This is a genomic window from Nocardia sp. NRRL WC-3656 (assembly GCF_000720265.1).
GTDB lineage: Bacteria > Actinomycetota > Actinomycetes > Mycobacteriales > Mycobacteriaceae > Nocardia > Nocardia nova.
Genome location: NZ_JOJF01000003.1, coordinates 94,905 through 119,493 on the forward strand (window position 1 = coordinate 94,905; position 24,589 = coordinate 119,493).

General features: G+C 67.7%; 22 protein-coding genes. 19 read left to right on the forward strand and 3 right to left on the reverse strand.

The annotated features are described in order from the left end of the window. Positions 1 to 42: 42 nt before the first annotated feature. The 3 genes from IG65_RS0105540 to IG65_RS0105550 are packed head-to-tail and all read left to right on the forward strand — an operon-like array spanning position 43 to position 3,599. Positions 43 to 1,449 carry a condensation domain-containing protein gene (locus tag IG65_RS0105540; protein ID WP_030513735.1) on the forward strand — a complete coding sequence of 469 codons (1,407 nt, stop codon included), beginning with the start codon at positions 43 to 45 and terminating at the stop codon, positions 1,447 to 1,449. A 33-nt stretch (positions 1,450 to 1,482) separates the two neighbouring features. After that, positions 1,483 to 2,166 (forward strand): hypothetical protein, encoded by a 684-nt coding sequence (locus tag IG65_RS0105545; protein WP_030513736.1) that lies wholly within the window; start codon positions 1,483 to 1,485, stop codon positions 2,164 to 2,166. Further along, the gene (locus IG65_RS0105550; RefSeq protein WP_081879285.1) at positions 2,163 to 3,599 is read left to right on the forward strand and encodes an MFS transporter; all 1,437 of its coding nucleotides are present in this window, start codon (positions 2,163 to 2,165) and stop codon (positions 3,597 to 3,599) included. The genes IG65_RS0105545 and IG65_RS0105550 overlap by 4 nt, the downstream gene beginning before the upstream one ends. A gap of 420 nt (positions 3,600 to 4,019) precedes the next feature. Here IG65_RS0105550 and IG65_RS0105555 read toward each other — a convergent pair whose 3' ends face one another. Next, positions 4,020 to 5,294 (reverse strand): MFS transporter, encoded by a 1,275-nt coding sequence (locus tag IG65_RS0105555; RefSeq protein ID WP_030513738.1) that lies wholly within the window; start codon positions 5,292 to 5,294, stop codon positions 4,020 to 4,022. 545 nt (positions 5,295 to 5,839) lie between these two features. Here IG65_RS0105555 and IG65_RS0105560 point away from each other — a divergent pair. From IG65_RS0105560 to IG65_RS0105585, 6 genes are all read left to right on the forward strand, one after another. Continuing rightward, positions 5,840 to 7,423, forward strand: a complete 1,584-nt coding sequence (locus IG65_RS0105560) for a lipase family protein (protein WP_231509065.1) — start codon at positions 5,840 to 5,842, stop codon at positions 7,421 to 7,423. A 97-nt stretch (positions 7,424 to 7,520) separates the two neighbouring features. After that, entirely contained in the window at positions 7,521 to 8,708 is a 1,188-nt protein-coding gene (locus IG65_RS0105565; RefSeq protein ID WP_030513740.1) for an NAD(P)/FAD-dependent oxidoreductase, read from the forward strand. A 108-nt stretch (positions 8,709 to 8,816) separates the two neighbouring features. Then, a complete protein-coding gene (locus IG65_RS0105570) occupies positions 8,817 to 9,641 on the forward strand; it encodes a DUF1684 domain-containing protein (RefSeq protein WP_030513741.1) in 825 nt (274 codons plus the stop codon). Further along, positions 9,638 to 10,666 (forward strand): LLM class flavin-dependent oxidoreductase, encoded by a 1,029-nt coding sequence (locus tag IG65_RS0105575; RefSeq protein ID WP_030513742.1) that lies wholly within the window; start codon positions 9,638 to 9,640, stop codon positions 10,664 to 10,666. The genes IG65_RS0105570 and IG65_RS0105575 overlap by 4 nt, the downstream gene beginning before the upstream one ends. Positions 10,667 to 10,740: 74 nt before the next feature. Further along, the gene (locus tag IG65_RS0105580) at positions 10,741 to 11,334 is read left to right on the forward strand and encodes a DUF4291 domain-containing protein (RefSeq protein ID WP_030513743.1); all 594 of its coding nucleotides are present in this window, start codon (positions 10,741 to 10,743) and stop codon (positions 11,332 to 11,334) included. A 226-nt stretch (positions 11,335 to 11,560) separates the two neighbouring features. Next, positions 11,561 to 11,971, forward strand: a complete 411-nt coding sequence (locus IG65_RS0105585) for a hypothetical protein (RefSeq protein WP_156055499.1) — start codon at positions 11,561 to 11,563, stop codon at positions 11,969 to 11,971. Here the strand turns inward: IG65_RS0105585 and IG65_RS34420 are convergent. Beyond that, a complete protein-coding gene (locus IG65_RS34420; RefSeq protein WP_081879288.1) occupies positions 11,958 to 13,274 on the reverse strand; it encodes an MATE family efflux transporter in 1,317 nt (438 codons plus the stop codon). The two genes, IG65_RS0105585 and IG65_RS34420, sit on opposite strands and share 14 nt — an antisense overlap. 146 nt (positions 13,275 to 13,420) lie before the next feature. Here IG65_RS34420 and IG65_RS0105595 point away from each other — a divergent pair, with 146 nt between their 5' ends. The 4 genes from IG65_RS0105595 to IG65_RS0105610 all read left to right on the forward strand — a co-directional run bounded on the left by IG65_RS0105595 (position 13,421) and on the right by IG65_RS0105610 (position 17,917). Continuing rightward, on the forward strand, positions 13,421 to 13,936 hold the full coding sequence (locus IG65_RS0105595; protein WP_081879289.1) for a GtrA family protein: 516 nt from the start codon (positions 13,421 to 13,423) through the stop codon (positions 13,934 to 13,936). 77 nt (positions 13,937 to 14,013) lie between these two features. Continuing rightward, positions 14,014 to 15,402, forward strand: a complete 1,389-nt coding sequence (locus IG65_RS0105600; RefSeq protein ID WP_036523485.1) for a hypothetical protein — start codon at positions 14,014 to 14,016, stop codon at positions 15,400 to 15,402. Positions 15,403 to 15,452: 50 nt separating this feature from the next. Beyond that, positions 15,453 to 16,691 (forward strand): MoxR family ATPase, encoded by a 1,239-nt coding sequence (locus tag IG65_RS0105605; protein ID WP_030513748.1) that lies wholly within the window; start codon positions 15,453 to 15,455, stop codon positions 16,689 to 16,691. Further along, positions 16,688 to 17,917, forward strand: a complete 1,230-nt coding sequence (locus tag IG65_RS0105610) for a VWA-like domain-containing protein (protein WP_030513749.1) — start codon at positions 16,688 to 16,690, stop codon at positions 17,915 to 17,917. Before IG65_RS0105605 ends, IG65_RS0105610 begins: the two co-directional genes overlap by 4 nt. A gap of 16 nt (positions 17,918 to 17,933) precedes the next feature. On the opposite strand, the gene mug is transcribed toward IG65_RS0105610, so the two are convergent. Further along, a complete protein-coding gene (gene mug, locus IG65_RS0105615) occupies positions 17,934 to 18,497 on the reverse strand; it encodes a G/U mismatch-specific DNA glycosylase (RefSeq protein ID WP_030513750.1) in 564 nt (187 codons plus the stop codon). 289 nt (positions 18,498 to 18,786) lie between these two features. Here mug and IG65_RS0105620 point away from each other — a divergent pair, with 289 nt between their 5' ends. The 6 genes from IG65_RS0105620 (at position 18,787) to IG65_RS0105645 (ending at position 24,498) form a co-directional block, all read left to right on the forward strand. Continuing rightward, positions 18,787 to 19,710: an alpha/beta hydrolase fold domain-containing protein gene (locus IG65_RS0105620; RefSeq protein WP_030513751.1), complete on the forward strand. Its 924-nt coding sequence runs from the start codon at positions 18,787 to 18,789 to the stop codon at positions 19,708 to 19,710. A gap of 161 nt (positions 19,711 to 19,871) precedes the next feature. Next, positions 19,872 to 21,218, forward strand: coding sequence for a family 1 glycosylhydrolase (locus IG65_RS0105625; protein WP_030513752.1), 1,347 nt, complete (start codon positions 19,872 to 19,874; stop codon positions 21,216 to 21,218). A gap of 111 nt (positions 21,219 to 21,329) precedes the next feature. Beyond that, the gene (locus IG65_RS0105630; protein WP_051755420.1) at positions 21,330 to 22,169 is read left to right on the forward strand and encodes an SAM-dependent methyltransferase; all 840 of its coding nucleotides are present in this window, start codon (positions 21,330 to 21,332) and stop codon (positions 22,167 to 22,169) included. A gap of 91 nt (positions 22,170 to 22,260) precedes the next feature. Then, complete coding sequence (locus IG65_RS0105635; RefSeq protein WP_030513754.1) at positions 22,261 to 22,830, forward strand: dihydrofolate reductase family protein; 570 nt, start codon at positions 22,261 to 22,263, stop codon at positions 22,828 to 22,830. Between the two features lie 14 nt (positions 22,831 to 22,844). Next, positions 22,845 to 23,201: a YciI family protein gene (locus tag IG65_RS0105640; RefSeq protein ID WP_030513755.1), complete on the forward strand. Its 357-nt coding sequence runs from the start codon at positions 22,845 to 22,847 to the stop codon at positions 23,199 to 23,201. A gap of 4 nt (positions 23,202 to 23,205) precedes the next feature. Next, positions 23,206 to 24,498, forward strand: coding sequence for an RNA polymerase sigma factor (locus IG65_RS0105645; RefSeq protein WP_030513756.1), 1,293 nt, complete (start codon positions 23,206 to 23,208; stop codon positions 24,496 to 24,498). Positions 24,499 to 24,589 lie beyond the last annotated feature (91 nt).

Sequence of the window (24,589 nt, forward strand, 5' to 3'; positions counted from 1 at the left end):
TGGGCCGCCGTTTCGAAGCCCACCGGTGGAAATGAGGTAGTCGTGGTCGACTTCGGACTCATCGACGAATGGTCACCGCCGCCGGGGCGGATGGTCACCTGGGTCGCGTCACCGGAAGCGGTGGCGCGGGCCCGGACCGCCCCGGTGCATCCGGCGCCGCCGTCGCTGCAACAGGAACAGTATCTGCGCCAGGCGAATCGGCACGCCGCCGCCGACTTCCGCTTCTCCGGACTGTGCCTGGCCACCGCGCAGATCCCGACCGGCGGCCTGGACCGGGAGGCGATGACGCGGATCATCAACACCTTCCTGTTGCGGCACGACACCTTCCGGACCTGGTTCGACATCGACGCCGACGGCACCGTGCGGCGGCATCTGGTGCCCGAGGACGTGGTCGACTTCATTCCGATCGACTACGGGTGGATCGACGATCCGGCCGCGATCCGTCAGCACGTCGAGAAGACGACTCCCGATCCGTTCCAATGGGATTGCTTCACCTTCGGAGCCATCGAACACGGCGACGCGACCACGGTCTACCTCGCCGTCGACCACCTGCACACCGACGGTCTCGGCCAGTATCTGTCCGCCTCCGATTTCGCGCAGCTGTATCTGGCCGAACTCGGCGGCGAGGCGGAGCCGCTGCCCCCGGCGGCGAGTTATCTGAACTACTGCGTCACCGAGCGGGCCTACAGCGAGACCCTGACGCTGTCCTCACCCGGTGTGCAGAAGTGGTTACAGTTGTTGCGCGGCAACGACAATCGGCTACCGTCCTTTCCGCTGGACCTCGGCAAGCGCTCCGACGGCTACAACCGCAGCGCGCATCGCACGGTGACCCTGCTGGACGAACAGCAGGCGCTGGCGTTCGAGGAGGTCTGCCGGGCCAATGACGCGGAATTCGTGGGCGGGGTCTTCGCGGCGGCGGCCCTGGCCGAACGCGATCTCATCCATTCCGACTACTACTTCGGGATGACTCCGGTGAGCACGAGAACCTCGGCGGCGGAAGGTAACTCGGTCGGCTGGTATGTGACGCTGGTGCCGGTGGCCTTTCCGCTCGGCCCCGGCACCCCCGTCACCCGCACGCTGAAATTGGCCCAGCGCGCCTACGAGAACGGGCTGCGACTGGCGCCCACCTCGTTCCACCGGGTGCTCGAACTGCTGCCCGCCGACTCGGAGATCAAGGCCGAACCCGGCTGGGTCACACCGATGATCTCGTTCATCGACGCCCGCGACTTCCTGGGCCACGAATTCTTCGACGAGGTCACCGCCGGCGTCTACGCCAACCGTGCCGCGTCGGAAGAGGCGCTGATCTGGGTCAACCGGCTGCCGTCCGGGACCACGCTGAGCGTCATCTATCCCGACACCGCGGTCGCCCACGACTCGGTGCAGCGCTATATCGCGGCGATGCGCTCGGTTTTCGCGTCGATCATCGACCGCGGCGCGGAAACGAACTGAACTACAGGAGGTTTCGTGGTTTCAGGAGGTACGGTGCCCACCCTCTTTCGCGACCCGGGCATACCCGACGGCGAGAAATGCCGGTACGTCGTCGAAACCGGCGGGCGCAGTGCGGGTTTCGAGCTGACCAGCGTCGTCACCCACGAGAACGGCGGTTACCGGACACTGCTCGAGGCATCGAGCGGCGACGGCGAGCTGGAATTGACCGTCGACCAGCGCTTCGGCCGACTCGACGGATTTCTGCGCGCCGAGGACTACCGCGCCGAAACCCGCTCTCGCGGCGCGGTCGTCTCTCGCGAGGAGGCGCATTTCGTCGACACCGTCCACCTCCCGATAGGCGGCGCACCCACGCCGTTTCCTACCGACATCATGCCGATCGTCGGCGGCCTGACCCTGCTGCGCGGCCTCGACCTCACCGAGGGCTCGGTGCAGTCGATCGATACGTGGCTGGCCTTCTCGGTGCACTGGCCTTTGGTCGCACGCGTGGACAAGCGCACGGATTCGGTGGTCGGCGCGGGCGAGATCGAATGCCGCCAGGTGCGCCTGCGGCCCAGCTTCGGGCAGGTGAACATGTTGCTGGACAAGATGATCGGCGGGCTACTGCCACCGTTCGTGGCGCATATCGAGGTAGCGCCACCACATCGTGTGGTGCGCTTGAGTTTTCCGACCGAACTGGCGTTGTCCGCGCCCCGCAGCGTGATCGAGTTGGCCGGATGAGGGGCAATACCGTCGGTGAGCCGGAAAGCGTTGTCCTGCTTCCCGGCTCGTCACCGTCCGAATCGGCGGCGTGGCTGGCCTTCGCCGGCTGTCTGATCGCGGTGTTCATGCAAATGATCGACGTGACGATCGTGAACACCGCCCTGCCTCGGTTGACCTCCGATCTGGGGGCCTCCCGCTCGGCGGAGTTGCTGGTCATCTCGGGCTATTCGCTGGCCTTCGCCTGTACGTTGCTCAGTGCAGCCCGACTCGGGGCCGTGGTCGGCCGCCGTGCGATGTTCCTCACCTCGGTGGTGGCGTTCACCGCTGCCTCGGTGTGGTGCGGATTGTCCACCGGCGCCACCGAATTGGTCGTAGCCCGCGTAGTGCAGGGCGCCGCGGGCGCGGGCATGGCGGCGCAGACCATCGCGATCCTCATCGCCAGTTTCCCTCGCGAACGCCATTCCCTGGTCTTCGCCATGTACGGCGGGGTGGCCGGTTTCGCCGGCATGCTCGGCCCGATCCTCGGCGGCGCGCTACTCACCGTCGACATCGGCGGCTGGGGCTGGCGCACGGTCTTCCTGATCAACCTTCCCATCGGCATGGTCGCGTTCGGCCTGGCCTGGCGCTATCTGCGGATCGGCCGACCGGCGTCACCCGAGCGCCTCGACCTCGGCGGCGCGGCATTGTCGGGCGCCGGGCTCCTGCTGCTCGTCTATGCCCTCGCCCTGGTCCAACAGCACGGCTGGCAATCCCGGCCGATCGCCCTCGCCCTGGCCGGAGTAGTGGTGTGCGCCCTGTTCGTGGCCCACCAGATCAGGCGTTCGTCCCGCGGAGCCGGCCCGTTGATGCGGCTGGAACTCTTCTCCGACAGAGGTTTTCGCATCGGCTCGATCCTGATCTGCGTGTTCTTCGGCTTGTTCACCGCCTTCGTCTTCGCCGCCTCCATCACCATGCAGGACGTGCTCGGCTACACGCCGTGGCACACGGCGATCGTCATGACGCTGTTCGCTCTGGGAGCGGGCGCGGGAGCGATCGCCTCCCTGTTCCTGGTCCGGCAGTGGGGAATCCTGATCCTGGCCGGCGGCGTCACCCTCTACGGAGGCTGCATGGCCGGCGGCGCGATCTACCTCCACCTGACCAGCGGCATCGCCAACCCTCTCATCGCCACCCCCGCCGTGTGCGCAGCCGGTTTCGGAGTAGGGATCTTCGCGGTCCAAATCCAGCCGATCATGCTGTCCGGCCTGAACGCCGACCACATGTCCGAGACATCGGGAGTCGTCCCGACCATCGAACAGATCGGCAACGCACTGGGTTTGGCAGTGCTGACTACCCTGTTCTTCCGCTCCCACACCCTCGACGGCGCGATCACCATGATGCTGGCCTTGGCCGTGGTGTCGTTCGGTTTGGGAGCGCTGACGTTGGCTCTGCCGCGAGCACAGCACATGAACTGAGGTTCCCGGCGTGCGTGCCGGCTTCCATTCGGTATCCGGCGGCACGCCGGGATGTGGGCTCTGCCGCGTCTTGCGGCAGCTGTCTTTTGTTGGCACGCTTGTTCGCGCATGCCGAACTCCGATACCGCATATGACAGCCTTGTGGGCTTATCCGTTGGTGATGCGCTGGGTGCGCAGTTCTTCGTTCCCGGGCGCTCCGTATCCGATCTTCACGCCGGGCGACCGCCGGCGCCTCCGTGGCAGTGGACCGACGTCGGCTGCCGAGGTTCGATACGCGGAATACCCGAGCAGTGGCTGTCGGCGCGCGAGTCACTGCCCGCATGGGCGACAGAGCGACGCCGCCCCCGCGAATGTCAGTCGGCCAGGTGACGCCAGTACCGCAGTCGTCGGCCGCTGCTGCCGGGACTGTTCCACCGCACGTTATTCGGATGAAGCCCGGTTATTGTCGCGTCGCGCGGTTGTGTCGGTTCGCCAGGGCAGCAAAGCCGAGCTGGCGAGCACGGCTACGGTCGCGCAGCCGATCGCGACTCGCGTGTTCGTCGCGCCGGCCAGGAGCCCGCCCAGGGCGATGAACACGGGCTGGACGCTCTTCGAACTGATCGACCACGCGGTGCGGACGCGGCTCATGTGATCGTCGTTGGTGCAGTTCATTCGGTAGGTGGCGAAGATCGGGTTGAACACTCCGGCGCAGAGCAGCAGAAGAGTTTCGGCGGTCAGGATGACGAGGAGGCCCCGAGCACTGGGCCCTGCGATCAGCAGTAGCCCCATCCAGCAGGTTCGCAATGTACCGGAGCCGAGAAGTACTGCGCGTCGACCGAATCGCGCGACAAGTTTCGGGCTGCACAGTGATCCGAAGAGGCCACCGAGGCAGGGCAGTCCCAGGGCGAGTCCGTACTGCCACGGCGCGAAGTGCAGTTCGCGCAGCATGAGCAGAGCGAGCAAAGGCGTGGTGAGGGTGACTGCTCCGCCGAAGAGCATCCCGTTCCAGAACAGCCTGCGCAGTACGGGATGATCGAAGATATAAGTCCATCCGCTGTGGATGTCCCGCCGCCAGTGGTGGCCAACCGATGTGTGCGCGGGTATCGGTTCGATGGTGGCGATCCTCCGGATCCCTGACGCGGACAGCAGATAGCTGACCGCGTCGAGCGCCACGGTGATCGTTGCCCCGAACACCGTGACGAGAACGCCGCCGATCGGCGCGCCGATGGTGGATGCGGTCCAGAAGGTGGCTTCGAACCGGCTGTTGGCTCGCACGCGGTCCGGCTCGGCGACGGTGGCTTTGACATACGCCCCATTGGCGGCGTTGAACACCATTCCGCAGAGGGTTTGCAGCGTGAGGACGACGCAGAGTTGCCCGTAGCTGAGCGCACCGAGGCACGCGGCCAGAGGAACACTGGCGAGGGCCGCGAACGAGACGAGGTCGGCGTACATCATGACGGGTCGCTTGCGACGGAACTCGATGAACGATCCCATCGGCAATGCGATTGCCGCACCGGCGAATCCGGCCAGCGCCGCCATCAGCGAGACCTGCAGCGCGGAGGCGTGCACGACGAGGATGGCGACCAGTGGGAACGCACCCGCGCCCAAGGCGCTGCCCATCTGGCTGACGGTGGAGGCCCGCCACAGGCGGTCGAAGTCGGGTGAGAGTCGATCCGTCTCTGCGGCAGTACCTGTCACAGGCCGACTCCGATCCATCGGTGGTGGCGCCCATTGTGACTGTCCCTGCCGCCCTGGGCGACCGCTCGAGGACACGAGATGGTGTGCCGTCGCAGATCCGCCGATTCTCGCTGGTCCGGGGGTATCTTTCGAAGGTCGGTGCGGCCTCGGCCGCCGCCGACGCGCGCCCTTGCGTACCGGATAGCCGGGACTGCTCCACTTCTGCACGACCTTCGGTTCGAGTACCACTCCGACAGGACGGGTGTGTTGTCGTGAAATGTCTACGGGGCATTGCGGTCACACTGGCGATGGGTTGTGCACTGACGTTGGGGCAAGCTGCCGCGGCCGCCGACCCGTCGTCGCCGCCCCCCGCCCCGACCACTGCCGTCCCGACAACTCCGCCGGCATCCGACCACGGAGAGTCGTCCGACTCCGAGCAGGCTGTTCCTCCGGCGTCCGGTCCGGATGTGCCGTCGGCTTCCGACGGTGTCGCGCCGTCGGAGTCCGGTCCGGGCGCGGCGTCGGCGCCCGACGGTGCCGAGCCGTCTGCGTCCGGTCCGGGCGAGTCGACCGCGGATCGTGGTGTGCCGTCGGGATCCGGTCCCGCGGCGCCGTCGACCACTGACCAGCCTGCGGCGCCCGCCTCGGGTCCGGCTGCGCCGCCGGCGTCCATTTCTCCTGCGCCGTCGGCCGGTGATCCGGACGGTGCGTCCTCGGAGCCGAATCCCGCAGTCACACACAAGGATCCGGGGCCGTCGGCGTTCCAGAAATGGCTGGACGACACCATTCCCGCGCCGTCGTCGGTGCTGCCCGGGATCGGGTCCGCTGCCTCCGATCCCGGCGGGGCGTCGGACCCGCAGGCGCTGTGGAATGCGATTCAATCCAGTCCGACCGGGGATCCGTTCTTCGACCAGGCCCCGGCGAATCTCGCCCAGTACGCACCGGGTGACGTCATCGAATCGCGCGACGTCAGCTGGCCGGGGGTGCCGATGGTCTTCCTGACGGTGCTCACGCCGGTTCAGCGGGCGATACAGCTGAAATTCCGGACCACGAACTCCTCGGGCGCGCCGTCCTTCGGGACCGCGACGCTGCTGTTGCCCTTCGGCCGGTGGACCGGGCCGGGAAGCCGGCCGGTGCTGCTGAACGCCCCGCCGATCAACGCGCTCAACCGGCGCTGCACTCCCGGCTACGTGTTCTCCCACGGATTCGACATCACGACCGGCGGCACCGGCAACGATTTCGTCCCCTCACCGACGATGTGGGCCGCGAGCCGGAACTACGCGGTGGTGGTCCCGGATCACGAGGGACCGTTGATGGCGTATGCCGAGCCGACCGTGGCCGGCCACATCATGCTCGACACCGTGCGTGCGGTACGGCATCTGATGCCGGACGAGTTCGGCGAGAGCCGTTTCGCGATGACCGGCTATTCCGGCGGTGCCATCGCCAGCTACGCCGCCGCGATGCTCTCGCGCGAATACGCCCCGGAACTGGCCCCCAACCTGGCCGGTGCCGCGATGGGCGGTCTTCCCGTCGACTACGAATCCTTCGCGAAGACCTTCGACGGCACCTACGCCTCGGGACTGATGATGACCGTGACACTCGCGCTGGCCCGAGAGCATCCCGAAATCCTCAGCCGCATGAATCATCTGGCGCAGTGGGCGGCCATTTCCCCGCTCAAGGACGTGTGCAGTTCGACCATGGCCGACATCGGCGTCTTCGTGCCCTTTGCGGCCGTGGCCAATATGGCCGACCCGCTCCACACCGAATTCGCTGACATGATGTTCCGGCGGTTGAGTCTGAAAGGCAAGAAGGCCGGCATGCCGATCTATGTCTACAACGGCGTGCACGATCCCTGGATGCCGGTCGCGAAGGCCGAGGCGTTCTATGCCGAACAGTGTGCTCTGGGAGTCCCGGCCACGAAGAGCATCGTGGGCGGGGAACACATCCTCGGCTACTTCGACGGCTTTCTCGGATCGACGCAGTGGCTGGGTGAGCGGTTGTCGGGTGTCCCGGCGCCGAACGCCTGCGAAGTGGCACCGCGCGCGGATGGCGCAGCACAGCAGAGCACCTCGAACAGCGCGCCCAGCGACGTCCCCCGGGCCGAAAAACCCTCCGCAGCGCCCGTACGGCGAAAGCCGAGCGGAGCCGATCCACGTCGGCACCGCTGACATCCGCCCATATTTTGTGATCCACGTCACTCGTTGTCACAGCCGTGAGGGATGCGGCGTCTTATGCCCGAACCCCTCAGCACACGGAGGAAAGACGATGAACAACAAAGAAGTCGTGGTGATCGGCGGCGGATACGCCGGTGTGATGGCAGCCAACCGTCTGACGCAGCGAGACGACGTGCGGGTGACCGTGATCAACCCTCGCCGAGTCTTCGTCCCGAGGCTGCGGTTGCACCAGTTGGTGGGCGCGACTCACGAGGCGGTCGTCGATTACCAGGACGTCCTCGCCGAGAAGGTGCGGCTGGTCGTCGACAGCGTGACGCGGATCGACCCAACCGAGCGCACCGTGCACTCGGCCGAGGGTGGCAGCATTCGGTACGACTATCTGATCTACGCCGTGGGGAGTGGAACCCCCGCGCCGCCGGTACCGGGCGCGGCCGAATTCGCCTATCCCGTAGCGACTTTGGAGGCGGCGCAGCGGCTGCGATCGGTGCTCTTCGATACGCCCTCATCGGCCCCGGTGACGGTGATCGGGGGCGGGCCGACCGGGATCGAGACCGCCGCCGAGCTGGCCGAGCAGGGACGCACGGTCACCTTGGTCTGCGGCAGCGTTCTCGGACCGTATCTGCACCCGAAGGCGCGGCGCACCGCCCACAAGTACCTCGCAAAGCTCGGAGTGAAGGTCGTCGAAGGGCCTGACGCGACAGTCACCGCGATCCGGCGGGACGTGGTGAAACTCGGCGACGGCCGGTCCCTGGTCAGTGCCGTGACTATCTGGGCTGCCGGCTTCGGCGTACCGGACCTGGCCGCTCGCAGCGGATTGAGCGTCGATGCCGCCGGACGGCTGCTCACCGACGAGACATTGACCAGCGTCGACGACGAACGCATCGTCGCGGCGGGTGATTCGTCGGCACCCTCGGATCTGCCGTTCCGCATGAGCGCCTACACGGCGTACTGCCTGGGAGCACACGCCGCCGATACGGTGCTGCACCGCATCGCGGGGGAACAGCCCGCACCCGTCGACCTCGCCTTCCCCGCGATGTGCCTCAGCTTCGGCCGGGACGCCGGGATCTACCAGCTCGGTCACAAGGACGAGACCGCCATGCGGTTGTACTTCGGCGGATTCGCCGGCAAGAAACTCAAGGAATTCGCGTGTGAGGCAGGAATCAAGCACCTGGCGACCGAGGCGCGCAAACCCGGCTCGCATCACTGGTTCTCCGACGGCAAGCACCGGCCGGCCCAGCTGGAAGCCCGCCGCGACGGCAGGGTCGTGCCGGTTGCCTAGGTGACCGGCCGTTCTTCCTCCCCCTGCTCGCCACCGGCCGAGAGTCGAATTGCGTTCGGGCTGAGCGCAAGTCTGTGCCCGGGCCGCGACATCCGCTTACATCGAGACATGGCAACTCAGGCACCCTCGCCCGCCGACGCGGACACTTTCACCACCGAGTGGCAGGAATGGCATCGGCGGCAGGAGGCGCACCTGTCCGATCGGCACGGGTTCCTCGCCATCACGAGCCTGCACTGGCTCACCGAGACCCCGCAGCGCTTCGACGATGCGCCCGGCGCCTGGTCGATCGGGACCGACGGCGTGGTGGTCGTGCTCGACGACGGGGAAGAGCTGGTCGTCGACGACGCGCCGGTGCGTGGCCGCTACGGGTTCGGCGTCGTTCCCGAGCGCGGTGGCGTGAACGCGGTGTGGGGTGACGCGGTGATCGAGGTCGCCAAACGGGGCGGCCACGATATCGTGCGGCCGCGACATCCGAACAACCCGCTGCGCACCGCTTTTCGCGGCACCCCGGCCTTCGCGCCGGAGCCGAAATGGGTGGTGCGCGGACGCTATGTGGCCTTCGAGGAGCCGCGTCCGACGACGGTCGGTGCCGCCGTGGAAGGGCTCGAGCACGTCTACGACGCGCCGGGACGGATCGAATTCGAGATCGACGGTAAGCCGTTGCGCCTGACCGCTTTTCCCGGCAAGAACCCCGGCGACCTGTCGGTGTTGTTCACCGACGCGACCTCCGGAGTGACCACCTACGTGGCGAATCGGGTGGTACAGGTGCCCGCGCCGGATGCCGACGCAACGGTGGTGCTGGACTTCAACCGCGCGGTGAATCTGCCGTGCGCGTACACCGATCTGGCGACCTGCCCGCTGCCGCCGGCGGAGAACCGGCTGCCGATCGCGATCGAGGCGGGGGAGAAGATCCCCTACGAGCGTCAGGGATGAGTTCTCCGCGGATCGGTTCGCTGGCGTTTCTGACCCCGGGCAATTATCTCGACGACGATCCGTACACCGGCCTCGAGGACACGCTGCAGCTGTTCGAATACGGCGAGCGGCTCGGGTTCGACGGCGCGTGGGTCCGGCAGCGGCATCTCGAGCACGGTGTCGGTTCGGCGGCGGTCTTCCTGGCCGCGGCCGCCCAGCGCACGAATCGGGTCGAGTTGGGCGCGGCGGTGATTCCGATCGGCTACGAGAGCCCGTTCCGGCTGGCCGAGGACCTGTCGCTGGCCGATGTGTTGTCCCAGGGCCGCTTGCAGCCGGGGTTCAGCGCGGGGACGCCGCCGCATGCCGAGCTGATCGGCGATCTGGTCTTCGATGGTGACTGGCGCGGCTTCGACCTGTCCTACGGCCGGGTGGCCCGGCTCATCGAGAATCTGCGCGGCCACTACCTCGGCGATGCCGACACCGTAATCCACTCGCCGGGTAACACCCAGCGCCCTCGGCTGCAGCCGCACAGCCCCGGCCTGGCCGACCGAGTCTGGTACGGCGGCGGCAGCACCCGGTCGGTGCGCTGGGCGGCGGAGAGCGGACTGAATCTGCTGAGCGGAAATATCGTATTCGGCGATCGCAGTGAGGATTTCACGACCGTGCAGCTGGGACTGCTCAGCGATTATCGTGAGCGGATCGATCCGGCGCGACCGGCGCGTGTCGCGATCGGCCGGGTGATCGTCCCGTTCGACAGCGCCGACCGCGCGACCCGGGAGCGGTACCGCGCCTACGCCGCGAGCCGGCACGAACGCACGCTCGGCCCGCAGGGCGAGCGGCGGGTGTTGTTCGCCCCGGATGTCGTCGGCACCGCCGAGCAAATCCTCGAACAGCTGCATGCCGATCCGGTTCTCGCGCAAACCAGCGAACTACGCCTCGAACTGCCCTACGAGTTCCATCGCGCGGACTACGAGCAGATCCTGCACGACACGGTGGAGTTGATCGCTCCGCAGCTGGGATGGAACCCCGTTCGCCTAGATGAATGATTCCACGGGGCCGGAGGTGGTAACTGGGCGAAATTCGCTCGCCGACCGAGTCGTTCGGCGTCACGCTCTACAACATGGAAGAACCACAACACAGGATCCGCGCGCTCCATACGGCATCCACGGTCACTGTCTACCAGGCATACTCCCCGGACATCGGCAGGCCCGCCATCCGCGACGGCGCCTTCCCCGCGGCATGGAACCGGGACCGGATGACGTGGATCAAGCCGTCGTTCCTGTGGATGATGTACCGCTGCGGATGGGGCTCGAAGCCGGATCAAGAGACCATCCTTGCCGTGGAGATCTCACGCAGCGGTTTCGAATGGGCATTGCGCCATGCGTGCCTGTCGAGCTACAAGCCCGGGCTGCATCCCGACCGCAGCACCTGGCACCACCGGCTCGAGCGCGCGCCCGCCCGCGTCCAGTGGGATCCCGAGCGGGATCTGCATCTGCGGCCCCTTCCGTACCGCTCGCTGCAACTCGGGCTCTGCGGTGAAGCCGTACGGCGCTACGCGGACGAGTGGACAGTCGCCATCAGCGACATGACTCCACTGGCCCACGAGATTCATGAGCTGGTCAGGGATGGCGACCTCGACTCTGCTGCCCGGCTACTGCCTCATGAGCACCCGTACCCGGCCGCGGACGAACTGCTGGCACACCTTCGTTCGTGACTGCGGACTCGCATCCGCAGGTGGTCCCATGCCTCGAGCGTCGGTGGACACGACTCTGTGGAGCGAGTTTGAAGCTGTGCTTCCGGGTATCCACACCACGGCTCGATACTGGTGTCGGCGGGTACGCGGGCCTGTCATCGCGTCCGCCGACCCGCGAGAGGTCCGACACCGGCGTTCCAACGATTCGGTATCACCGTTCGTACGACAAGCCAGGAGGACGAGATCGATGATGACCGGCCGGAACTACCGAAGCTCAGCTCTTTTCGTCAGCGCCCTGGCAGCGATGGGGTTGGCCGCTGTCTCGACGGCCGCTCCGGCGCTCGCCGCCAATACGATCGACATCAAAGGTGTGGGACCTGCGAACGTGGGGGTCGACTACACCTGTGATGCCAACTCCGGCGCATCCGCCGTCAAAGTCATGGTGGGTGATCCCAACGCCGACGCACCGTCCGCGATGGGTACGCAACCGCAGGTCACGTGCGATGGGCAAGCGCAGAGCACCGTCGTCGTGCTGACCGGGCCCGACGGGTCGCCGGCGCAATTGCAGCAGGGCCAGACGGTGCAGGTCCGGGTGGCGTTGGTCGATCCGCAGGACACCGTGGTCTCCGGAAAGGCGAATGTCTTCAAGCTGGGGTAGTGCCCGCTTCTGCGCGCCGGCGCCGGTGTGTGGCCGCGGCCCGAGCGATCCAGCCGGCCACGATCCCGAGGTAGACACCGGTGAGCCCCCAGTGCAGCACCGCGGCCGATATCCATACGGCGGGCAGAGTGACGCAGACGACCGAGAACACGGACGCGGACATCACCGCTTTCGTGTTCCCGGCCGCGCGTAGCTGAGCGGCGTAGACCATGCCGATCGACATGATCGGCGCCAGTACGGGCAGCGACCACACCACCCCGCGAGCGGTCGCACCGACCGCGGCGTCGCCTGAGACGAGCCGGAACAACACTGGCGAGAGTGCGGTGAGCAGCAGCGCGACCGCACTCGAGGCACCGACCATCAGCGCCGCGCCGGCTCGCACGACGGCGTGGTGCTCCCGATGGTCACCGGCGCCGAGGCACTGTCCCGCCAAAACCGCTGTCGCCACACCGATTCCGAACACGAGCATCCACACGGTCGCGATCGCCAGGCTCATCACCCGGTGCGCGGCCAGGCTCACCGTCCCCGCTTGGGCGACCACCGCCGCGATGACGGCATCGCTCCCGTAGCCGACAACTCCGAATACGACATCCGGCACGGCGAGCGCGGTCACCGCGTGCCATACCGTGCGATCTGTCCTGGCCCAGACGACCGCGAGCCCGGTGGCCCGGCGAACGCGCGGGATCAGAGCGACTGTGCCGGCCGCGACGGCGAGGGTGGAACCGACCGCGGAACCCGCCGGTCCCCATCCCGCGGCGAAGATCAGGATCGCCGACACCATCACATTCAGCACGGCCACCGCCACCGCCACCTGGGCGCTGCCTCTCGTATCACCGATTCCGGCGAGCACACCACGCACATGGGCGGTGACGGCTGTGAACGGCAACCCGCACAACAGAATCCACAACATGACCGTTGCTTCGCGGCGATCCAGGCCCGCCGGCGCGGTCACCGCCACGATCACCGGCGCGGCCGCCGCCGCGGCCATCGCGACCGCCACGCCGACCGCGGCGGCGCCGGACAACCCGGTCGACGTCACGTTCCGGATCGCATCGGAGTCACCGGCGCCGTGCCGGCGGGCGACGAGTATCTGCGTCGCCGATCCCCACGGCACCACCACCGCGGTGCAGAAGATCCATATCGGCAGCACCGATGCGGCGACGCCGAGCGCTTCGATCGAATGGTGGCCCAGGAGCGCGGTATCGGTCACGCCCAGCACCAGCGTCGTCGCGGAAGTCAGCACGACGGGCCCCGCCAGTTCCGCTACCTGACCGAGTCGCGCAACTTGCGCGTGCCGCCCCATGGAGAGAATCTAATAGGTTCTCGCACAGAGCTTTCCGGTGGTTCAGGCGAATCAGTCCGGGCCGAGCTACCCCAGTGGAGTCCGGTGTAAGCATCGTGTCAGCGCGGCGTCAGTCCGGTGACAGCGGCGTGGAAGACAGTCTTCCCATGAACAGCGGAGCACTTGCCACCTTCGGAGCGCGGAATGCCGTGTGGGACACGACCCTCGCCGGGCGTTTCGATGCGCCCCTCGGTGGCGGACTCCCGCAATGGCTCGATCGCGGCCGGCGATATCTGCGAGGTGATCACGCTGTCGCCCAGTTGATCCGCTTCGCCCTGGTCGGTGGCGCCGCCAATATCGCCTACGCCGTGCTGTTCCTGGTCATGAGCGAGCTCGGCCCGCTGGTCGCGAATATCGCGGGCTCGCTGGTCAGTACGGCGATCGCGAACGAAATGCACCGCCGGCTCACCTTCCGAGCGGCCGGGCGCGTCGGCTGGTTCACCGCGCAGTGGGAAGGCGGCGGCCTCGCGCTCGTCGGCGTGCTTATCAGCACCGCAGCGCTCGCCGGCCTCCGGTTCTGGGCCCCCGGCCTCGGCGACCTCGCCCAGGCGAGCGCCGTCCTCGCCGTCACCGGTGCGGTCGGCGGTATGCGGTTCCTGGCACTGCGTGACTTCGTGTTCTGAGAGGCGGTATCATCGGCCGTGATGATGACTCATTTCGGAACAGGATTGGGGGTCTCGTTCGCGCCAGGTGAGTGCTGATGCACCCTGTGACCGCGAACGGGAACGATTCCCGAATTCCCTTGTGGCTGCGGATACGCGAGTTCGCCGTACCGCCCTCCATGATCGAGACCGCGACCACCCGGCGCCGTGCCGGGGACTGGGCCGGAGCGTGTGCCGCGGCGGGGGTCGATGTCGATGTCGATCCGCGCGCACTGGCACGTACCCACGGCAGCGAACTCGCCGCCCGGGTACGGGGCGATCTGCGGCATCTGGCGCCGGATCTACTGCGCTGGCATATGCCGAGGGTCGCCTCCGACGGCGTGTTACGGCCGGGCCTCACGACGACTCTGGCTCGATACGACACCGGAGAGCGCAGAAAGCGATGTCGTAGAGCCAGTTTCGTGCATCTCGTCGTCCGCACCCCGCCGGCCTGGGCGGACTCCGGACAACGCATGAGCCTGGCGCTGTGGGACGAATCGTGTCCGGACCGCGGGATCGGCTCGCATCCGCATCCCCGACCCAACCGCCGTTTCCGATTCGATCTGCACCGTCACCTCTGGGACGCGCGCCACACCGACGAACTCGGAACACGATGCGGCACAGCGGAAACAGCCGACGTCAGCCGCACGGAGAGTGGGGTCGCGGAGCACGCCCCGCCCGGGAGTGCTGTCGATCGGTGGGCGGCCGAGGCGGACTTACTGCTGTGCGCCGACGGATATCGGCGCGGACCGGTGCTGGTGCGATTCGGCGTGCGACATCGGGTGATCCTCGAGTACGAAGGGGATCCTCCCGCGCTGCGGGTCGCGCAGAGATACCCGCGGGGCGCGATACCCGCGCTTCCGATCCTGCCGTACGCGGCGACCTGGGTGCTTCCCGATCTGGCATTGTTGCGCGCCGGTGCGATCACGGCCGATCGCCTGCATCCGCTGGTCGCTTCGGCAATCGTGCCTGAGTTCTGCGCGGCCGCAAAGTCGTTCGAGGCAGAACGGCACGATCATCCGCATCTGGTGCAGTGCCGGGGAGAGCAGCACCGCATCGCACTGGTGGACGGCGAGCTGACCGCGCTCGATCACAGCCCCGCCGAGATCCGCCGCGAGGAACTGCTCGTCGCACTGTCCGGCACACCGCTGCCCTGCCTGCAAGCGATCGATCTGGCGCACCGCCGGCCGGATTGCCTTGCCGGTGTCCGGGATCGGTTGCGTCACGGAGATATCGCCGGAGCGTTGGCCGTCGTCGAAAACCTGCTCGGAACCGCGGCGCTGTTGCGTCCGGGAGCGTTGCGAGACGAACTGGAGGCGGCCGCGCAGCGGGAAAGCACGTACCGGCAATTCCGCACCGGGCTGTCCGATTCCTCTGAGGCCTTCCCGCCGGCGAAACGACGCACGCACTCCCACCGCACACATCCCCGCCACGCGACGTCGCGCTGACCGCGCACCGCGCATGTGCCCGATTCTTCTGAAACCAAGGGTGATTCACGATGACCACACCTGTTCCGACCACGGCACGAGCCGGCGCCGCCCGGCTCGACGCCGCCGGTGAACTGCTGACTCTGCTGAACGAGGCGACCACCGAGCCGCGCTCCGACATCCAACTCGAGGCCCTGACCGTGGCCGTGGCCGCCGACCTTCCGGTGCTCCTGTGGGGCGAACCCGGAATCGGGAAGACCGCGGCCCTGACCCAACTCTCCGAAACCTTGGACCTTCCGCTGACCACCGTGATCGCGAGTGTGCACGAACCGTCCGATTTTTCGGGCCTGCCCGTCGTCGGAGAGGATCCCGCGGCACACGGTGTGCCGCTGGCTCCGCCGGATTGGGCGGTACGGCTCGTGCGCGCCGGTCGGGGTTTGCTGTTCCTGGACGAACTGTCGACCGCACCGCCCGCGGTGCAGGCGGCGCTGTTGCGGCTCGTCCTGGAACGCCGGATCGGTGCGTTGCGGCTGCCGGCCGGTGTCCGCATCGTCGCTGCCGCCAACCCGCGCTCCTCGGCCGCGGACGGCTGGGAATTGAGCCCGCCGCTGGCCAACCGATTCGTCCACCTCACCTGGACTCACGACCCCGATGTCGTGGTGCGCGGCTTGGGCGGAGTCTGGCCCCGCGCGGATCTGCCCACGCTGGACCCCGAAAAGTTCCCGGAGGCAGTGGCTTTCGCTCGGCGCGCGGTGTGCGGGCTGCTCGCTGCCCGGCCCGCGTTGGTGCATCGCATGCCCAGCGGTGAAGCACGACGGGGCGGCGCCTGGCCGTCGCCGCGCAGCTGGGATATGACCCTGCGACTGATCGCCTTCGCGACCGCGGCCGGCGTCGGCCGGGATGTGGTGTCCATGCTGGTCCGGGGCACCGTCGGTGACGGCCCCGGATTCGAACTGCTGACCTGCATCGACCGGATGGAACTTCCCGACCCGGAGCAGTTGCTCGCCTGCCCGGACACCGCTGACCTGCCGGAACGCGGTGATCTGCGCCAAGCCGTGCTCGACGCCGTGGTGGCGGCCGTCCGCCGGCAGCCGGAGAAGTCGCGCTGGGACGCGGCCTGGGCGCTGTTGGCGAAGGCCGTCGAGACCGGAGCTCCGGATCTGGTGGTCGTTCCCGCAACCACCCTTGCCACACTGCGCCGCGAGCAGTGGGAGGTCCCGGCATCGATCGAGCACCTCGCCGGAATGGTGTCGGTGTCCCGACAGGCGGACCGCGCCGCGGAACGCGTTGCCGCGCAGGCGAGACGATGACCGCGGGGGCCACGACGGTGGATTTCGAGAAGCTCGGCGCCGCCCGCCTGCTGGCCGCGCGGGCCCGCCCCTATCTGGCCACCGCCCTGTACGCGTTGCACATCGTCGAGTCGCCCGCGGTGCCGACGATGGGTGTGGACCGGTATTGGCGGTGCTACGTATCGCCGGTGTTCGTCGGCCGCACGGCCGTGGAGGAGCTGGCTTCGATTCTGGTACACGAGGTTTCGCATCTGCTGCGCGACCATCACGGGCGCAGTGACCGATTCGCTCGTGAGCACAATCTGACCGGTCCGGCGGAACGGCTGCGAATGAACATCGCCGCGGACGCCGAGATCAACGACGATGCGTTCGGTGACGGGTTGATCGAGCCGGAAGGCGCTGTCGTACCGGCAAGTCTGGGACTGCACAGCGGTGAACTCATGGAGGACTATCTGCGTCAATTCCGCTTGGGATCACACACCCAGGACATGGCGTGGCTGGATTGCGGCAGCGGTGCCGACGGACTGGACCGCGCATGGGAGTACGGGCCGGACGGTGCGAACGGCCTCAGCGATCAGGAACGCGAGGCCGTCCGGTTCCGCGTGGCCCAGGGCATCGACGGTCATCCGGGTAACGCGCCCCGGGGGTGGCGGCGCTGGGCGGAGGAGGCGTTGCATCCACCGCAGCCGTGGCGGGACCTGCTGCGCGGCGCCATCCGCTCCGCGGTCTCCGCGTCCGGTGCCGGCGACGACTACACCTATGGCCGGCCGGCTCGGCGATCAACCGCAGTGCCCGGCGTGGTGCTACCGAGCCTGCGGCACACCCCGCCGCAGGTCAGCGTGGTGATCGACACCTCGGGGTCGGTGAGCGACGCGGAACTGGGCAGCGCCCTGCTGGAAACGCTGGCGATCTTCCGTGCCGTGGGCGGTCGCCGCGATCTCGTCCGGGTCCTGTCCTGCGACGCCGCGGCTCGGATCGCGCAACCCCTGTGCCGAGCGGACGGCATCGAGCTGGTCGGTGGCGGCGGCACGGATCTGCGCGCGGGTTTCGCCGAAGCGCTACGCGCGCAAGTCCGTCCGGACGTGATCGTTGTCCTGACCGACGGTCACACACCGTGGCCGGCGGGCCGGCCCGCGTGCCGGACGGTCGTGGGCTTGCTGGGACGACAGCGGTCGTGGAACGAGGCTGATCCGGATCACGTTCCGGCGCGGCCGCCCGACTGGGCACGGGTCGTTCGAATCGGGTGACAGTGACATCCCGACGTCAGCCGGTTTCCGTCGCCTCCCGCAGTGTGCGGAATTCGGCTGCCAGGGCGTCGAGGGTGTAGTGGGCGTTGAGGCCGCTCGGGTTGGGCAGCACCCAGATCGCGGTGGTGCCGAGGGTTTCGGGTTGGCGTCCGACGGTGGTTCGCGGCCGGCCGAATGCGGTGCGGTAGGCGCCCAGGCCGAGGACGGCCAGGACGCGTGGGCGGTAGTGCCGGACTCGCTCGGCGAGCGCGCGACCGCCCTCGCGCAGTTCCTCCGCTGTGAGCTCGTCGGCCTTCGCCGTCGTTCGTGCGGCGACGTTGGTGATGCCCAGCCCCAGTTCGAGCAGTTCTTCCTGCTCGTCGGGGCGGAACAGGCGTGGTGTGAAGCCGGAGCGGAACAGCGCGGGCCAGAAGCGGTTTCCGGGGCGAGCGAAATGGTGGCCGGTCGCGCCCGACCACAGTCCCGGATTGATACCGCAGAACAGCACCCGCAGGTCGGGTGCCACCAGATCGGGAATGGTCCGGTCCTTCGCGGCGGCGAGGTCCGCCGGCGTGGGGCGGAACGCGGCGGAATGTGCCATCCGCCCAGTCTGCCGGAACGGGTGCGGCGCCCGGACGCGGTGGTCGCGGGCTGTGTGCATGTCCGCGGGTTCGATGAAGTGCGCCGGGACAACCTGCGGGGACGGCCAGTCGTGAACCGCTCAGCTGCATGTTCAACCAATGGTTGTGCGTACTGCCACACTCGGTTGTTTGATGCAGGTCGCCGACCCTGATTGCATTCGCCTGAACAACGTGAGGTTGTTCGATGCCGATGTGCCGAGGGCAGCTGCCATTCGATGCCGCACGGCGTGCGCGTCAATGAGGAGGATTATGGAAATCGGACTGAAGCGGCTGATCGATGCGCGACTCGACGCGCATGTCGAGGAGAGCAGGCGGTTCAATGCCGCCTCGAAAGCTGTTGCGGGCCCTGTGGATTTCCAGGAACTGCAGCGGGTCCGCGCAAGGCATGCCGCGTCCTGCCCGTCGGGTGGCAGGGCCGCCGAGCACATCGCCGAAGTCGGTAGCCATCGAGTTCCGGTGCGGGTCACCGTTCCCCGGCATACCGAGATTCGGGGCGCCTACCTCGATATTCACCCCGGCGGTTTCTACCTGGGCTCGGCGGCGAGCGGTGATGCGCGCAATGCGATGCTGGCCGATACGCTCGGTGTGGCAGTGGTGAGCGTCGACTATCGACTGGCGCCCGAACATCCCTGGCCCGCCGCACCCGACGATTGCGACACCGCGGCCCTGTGGCTCCTGGAACGGGCGGAATCGTTGTTCGGAACAACCGCATTCGTCGTCGGCGGAGCATCGGCGGGAGCCACCCTGGCCCTGACCACGCTGCTGCGTCTGCGAGATCGAGGACTGGCCGATCGGTGTGCCGGTGCCGTGCTGCAGTACGGCGCCTACGACCTGAGCGGGCGATCTCCCGGCGGCAGGCTGTACGCCGGCGACTACTTCATCGAGGCCTATGCCGGCCACGTCGCCGACCGCACCGATCCCGACATATCTCCCCTCTACGGACATCTCGGCGACCTACCACCGGCACTGCTGGTGGTAGGTCGGCTCGACATCCTTCTCGAAGACAATCTCGCGCTGGCCGCCCGGCTCTCCGCCGCGGGCAACGATGTCGACGTCCGTGTCTACCCCGAGTCGACGCACGCCTTCACCGCTCGCTCCACCGGCATGGCCGCCGCCGCGCTCCGGGAGATCGACACGTGGGTCGCGGACCGACTGCGGGAGAAAACGATCTGACCAGGCCGGAGTCTGGCGGCTGACCGTCCTCCGATGCGGTGCGGCGCGCGAGCCGTTGCGATGCTCGCGGGTCGCTGGTGCGCCGGCGGAACCCATTGTGACGGTGACGTAGTGGTGACCGATCACCAGCGCGGACGGACCGTATTCGTTACCCTGGCTTGATGCGATCCCGGTTTCTGCGCAATGTCTCGGCCGTGTTCGTCGCTGTTGCGTCGGTGTTGCTGAGCGGCACTCCGGCCCTCGCCGGCCCACCGATGCGGGCGGCGGCGCTGTCGTCGCTCGACTCCGGTTTCCTGTGGGGCGTGTCGAGTTCCGGTTTCCAGTCCGAAGGACATGCGCCGGACAGCAACTGGACTCGGTATATCGCTCGCAATCCCGGCTACGAACCACTGCAGGATTCGGTCGACTTCGTCGATCGCTACGACTCCGACATCCGCCTGGCCGCCGATATGGGCATGCGCGTGTTCCGGGTCGGGATCGAATGGGCGCGGCTGCAGCCCACGCCCGGGAAGTGGGACGACAACGCGTTTCGCTTCTACGATTCGGTCGTCGACAGCATCGTGCGCGCCGGGATGCGGCCGATGATCACCCTCGACCACTGGGTGTATCCGGGCTGGGAGGCGGACCGGGGCGGCTGGCGCAATCCGGGCATGGTGGGGGACTGGCTGGCCAACATGCGCGCCGTCGTCGATCGCTACTCCTCGCGGAACCCGTTGTGGGTCACCGTGAACGAACCGGTCGCCTACATTCAGAACGAGGTGCGCGAGGGCGGCGCCGATGCCAACACGATGCTGACCGGGGTCGTCGACGTGCACAACGCCAGCTACGACTACATCCATCAGAAGCAGCCCGGAGCTCAGGTCACCGCCAACGTCGGATATGTCGCGGGTGCGGAGGATCAGGTCAACGGCGAGTTGGTCGACCGGATCGGCGCCCGGCTCGACTACGTGGGCGTCGACTACTACTTCGGATTCGACCCGGCGCAGTCGCTGTACAGCGCGATCGGACGGGCCACCGGTTCCGCGATGCCGCCCCTGCCCGGCCCGCGCATCTGGGAGATGCCGCTGCGCACCGAGGGCATCTACTATGCGCTGCAACACTATTCGCGCCGTTTCCCGGGCAAGCCGCTGTATATCGTCGAGAACGGCATGCCCACCGAGAACGGCCTGCCCCGCGGCGACGGCTATACCCGCAGCGACCACCTCCGCGACACCGTCTACTGGCTGCAACGCGCCAAGGCCGACGGTATGAACGTGATGGGCTACAACTACTGGAGCCTCACCGACAACTACGAATGGGGCAGCTACACACCCCGTTTCGGCCTCTACACCGTCGACGTCCGCACCGACCCGTCGCTCACCCGCCGCCCGACCGACGCCGTCGGCACCTACGCGCAGATCGTCGCCGCGGGCGGCGTCCCCGCCGACTACCGCCCCACCCGACCCCCGGCCCTCTGCATCTTCGTCGACCCCCCGGCCAGCTGCGTCAGCCCGGTCGCGGGGCCGTAGGCATTCCGGAAGTCATCCGGGCCGCTCCACTGATGTCATCGATGCCGTGGTGTGACGGTGGCACGCAGTGGTTAACTCCTCTGCGACAACACAAGTGGAGAGGAGCGGGCCGTGGCCGACGACGGCGGTGTGGTGGATCTCGGACAGGATCGGGCGCACAGTGCCCGCATATACGACTACTACCTCGGCGGACGTGACAACTACGAAGCCGACCGGGTGGCGGCGGCAGCGATCGAGCAGGCCATCCCGTCGGTGCGGGCGGTGGCGCGGGGTAACAGGGCGTTCATGGCGCGCGCGGTCCGGCACCTGAGTGCCGACCTCGGCGTTCGCCAGTTTCTCGACGTCGGCACCGGAATCCCGACCGAGCCGAACCTGCACCAGGTCGCCCAGGAGGCCGCACCCGATGCGCGCGTGGTGTACGTCGACAACGACCCGATCGTGCTGGCCCACGCGCGGGCACTGCTGACCGGGACTCCGGAGGGGGTCACCCGATACGTCGAGGCGGATGTGCACGATCCGGGAAGGATTCTGTCCGCGCCCGAAGTGGAAGCGACACTGGACTTTTCGAAGCCGGTGGCGCTGAGTCTGATAGCGCTGTGTCATTTCGTACCGGGAGACGAGGTGTACGACATCATCGACACCCTGCTGGCACCGCTGGCCTCTGGATCGTTTCTGGTGATGACGCACCTGAGCCCCGATTTCGCCCCGGACATGGTCGAGGGGACGGTCGCGGCCTATCGAAAGAGCGGGATCGAGATGGAAGCTCGGTCCTACGACGGGGTCGCGCGCTTCTTTCGCGACATGGATGTGATCGAGCCCGGCATCGTGGCGATCGACGACTGGCACGCCGGCGGGGTGGCTCCCGCACTGCCCGACGATGTGAGCACGCTCGACACCGGTGCGACCGCGCCTCCGGCCGCCGGATATGCCGCGGTCGGCCGCAAGCGGTAAAGATTTCTTCCGATGATGTCGATTCCAGGGGTGTCCCGTTCGAGGGGTAGGTGAGGGGCTGAGAGGCAGCCCACCCTGGAAGGACACAAGCATGCGCACAGTGGTGGCTTTCGAGCACATGACGCTGGACGGTTACGCCTCCTCCGGCGAGAACCTGGGATTCGAGTTCACGTTCCGCGCCTACGACGACGAGTTGCAGGCGTATGCCGAACACATTCAGGCCGACTTCGAGACCGCGGTCTACGGGCGGGAGACCTATCTGGGGATGTTCGGATACTGGTCGCAGCATCCGAATGCCGACAGTTCGCCGGCCGAACGCAGGCACGCCGAATGGGTCAACGCCGTGGACAAGATCGTCTGCTCCACCACGCTGGAGTCGGCCGAATGGAACAACACCCGGCTGATCAGCAGCGACCTCGCCGCGCAGATCGAGGCGCTGAAGCGTGAGGACGGCGGCGTGATCGCGATCTACGCCAGTCCCAAGCTGGTGCATTCGTTCATCGATATGGGTCTGGTCGACGAATTCCGCATCGTCGTCCATCCGGTCACGCTCGGTTCCGGCACGCCGGTGTTTCACGACAAGGCGAAACTGGATCTCGACCTGCTGGAGTCGAAGGCTTTCGGTTCGGGCGCGGTGTATCTGCGTTACCAGGTGCGATGAGGAAGGATGCGGACATGCGCTATCTGATGCTGATCCGTCTCGATCCCACGGCCGCGCCGACGCAGGGGCCGGATCCGGCGATGGCCGAGAATATGGGCAAACTGCTCGAGGAGATGACCAAGGCCGGCGTCCTGCTCGACACGGCGGGACTGCGACCGGTCGAGGAGGGCGTGCGGGTTCGCCAGACCGCTGGCAAGCAGAGCGTGCTCGACGGCCCGTTCAGCGAGTCCAAGGAGGTCGTCGGCGGATACTGCCTCGTGCAGACCCGCTCGCAGGACGAAGCCGTGGAGTGGGGTTCGCGCTTCCTGCGGTTGCACGGGCCGGAATGGGATATCGAACTGGAGATCCGGCAGCTCGACGACCAGGCTTGACGTTATGTCCTTCCCCGAGGTGAGTGGCCGCCCGCACGATGGTGCCGACGGCCGCTCACCGGCGGCTCGGGCCGTCGAGGCGGCGTGGCGCATCGAATGGCCGAAACTCGTGGCCGGACTCACCCGACTGGTCGGTGATATCGCCACCGCCGAGGAATTCGCACAGGACGCACATCTGGCGGCCCTGGAACAGTGGCCGCGCGAGGGGATTCCGCCGAACCCGGGCGGCTGGCTGATGCTCACCGCGAAACACCGCGCCATCGACCGGATCCGGCGTGACGCCACCTTCGCCCGCAAACTGCCGATGCTCGGACACGACCTGCTCGCCGAACAGGCCGGCGATCAACCGAACGACATCGATGACGACCTGCTGCGCATGGTGTTCACCGCATGCCATCCCGCGTTGTCGCAGCCGGCTCGGGTGGCATTGACGCTGCGCATGGTCGGCGGCCTGACCACCGAGGAGATCGCCCGCGCGTATCTCGTGCCGGAAAAGACGGTGGCACAACGGATCGTGCGAGCCAAACGCACCATCGCCGAGAAGAAGCTACCCTACGAGGTTCCGGCGGGTCCGCAGCTGGCCGATCGGCTGGAATCCGTGCTCGAGGTCATCTATCTGATCTTCAACGAGGGGTACGCCGCCACCTCCGGCGACAACTGGGTGCGCGCCGAACTGTGCGACGACGCATTGCGATTGGCGCGCATCCTCACCGGGCTGATGCCCCGGGAGCCGGAAGCATTCGGCCTCGCCGCCCTCGTGGAATTGCAGGCCTCCCGGACCGGTGCGCGCAGCGACGCGACGAAACAGCTTGTGCTGCTGCCCGATCAGGACCGCAGCCGCTGGGATCAGCTGTCCATCCGCCGCGGTTTCGCCGCCCTCGGCCGGGCCCACAACCTGGCCGTGCGTCGTGGTGTTCCGCCCGGCCGCTACGCCCTGCAGGGCGCCATCGCCGCCGCGCACGCCATGGCCGCCACCTCCGAGGACACCGACTGGCGGCGCATCGCCGGCCTGTACGCCGTTCTCGCCGAACGCTTTCCGTCGCCGGTCGTCGAGGTGAACCGCGCCGTCGCGGTGGCCATGGTGCACGGCCCCGCCGCGGGTCTCGACCTCGTCGACGCGGTGGCCGCGACCGGCACACTCGACTCCTACCATCTGCTTTACGCCGTGCGCGCCCACTTCCTCTCGCAGCTGGACCGCCCGGCCGACGCCCGCGCCGCCTATTTGCGCGCCGCCGCACTCACCGCCAACGCCGCCGAACAGGCGTTGTTGCGCGACCGTGCCGCCCGCCTGAATTAGGTCGAGTGTCGCCGGGCGCCTTCGATTTCCGGCGGCGTCGCCACCGCGTCGAGACGCGTTGTCAAGGTGGTGCGGTGAGTTCTCCGGAGGC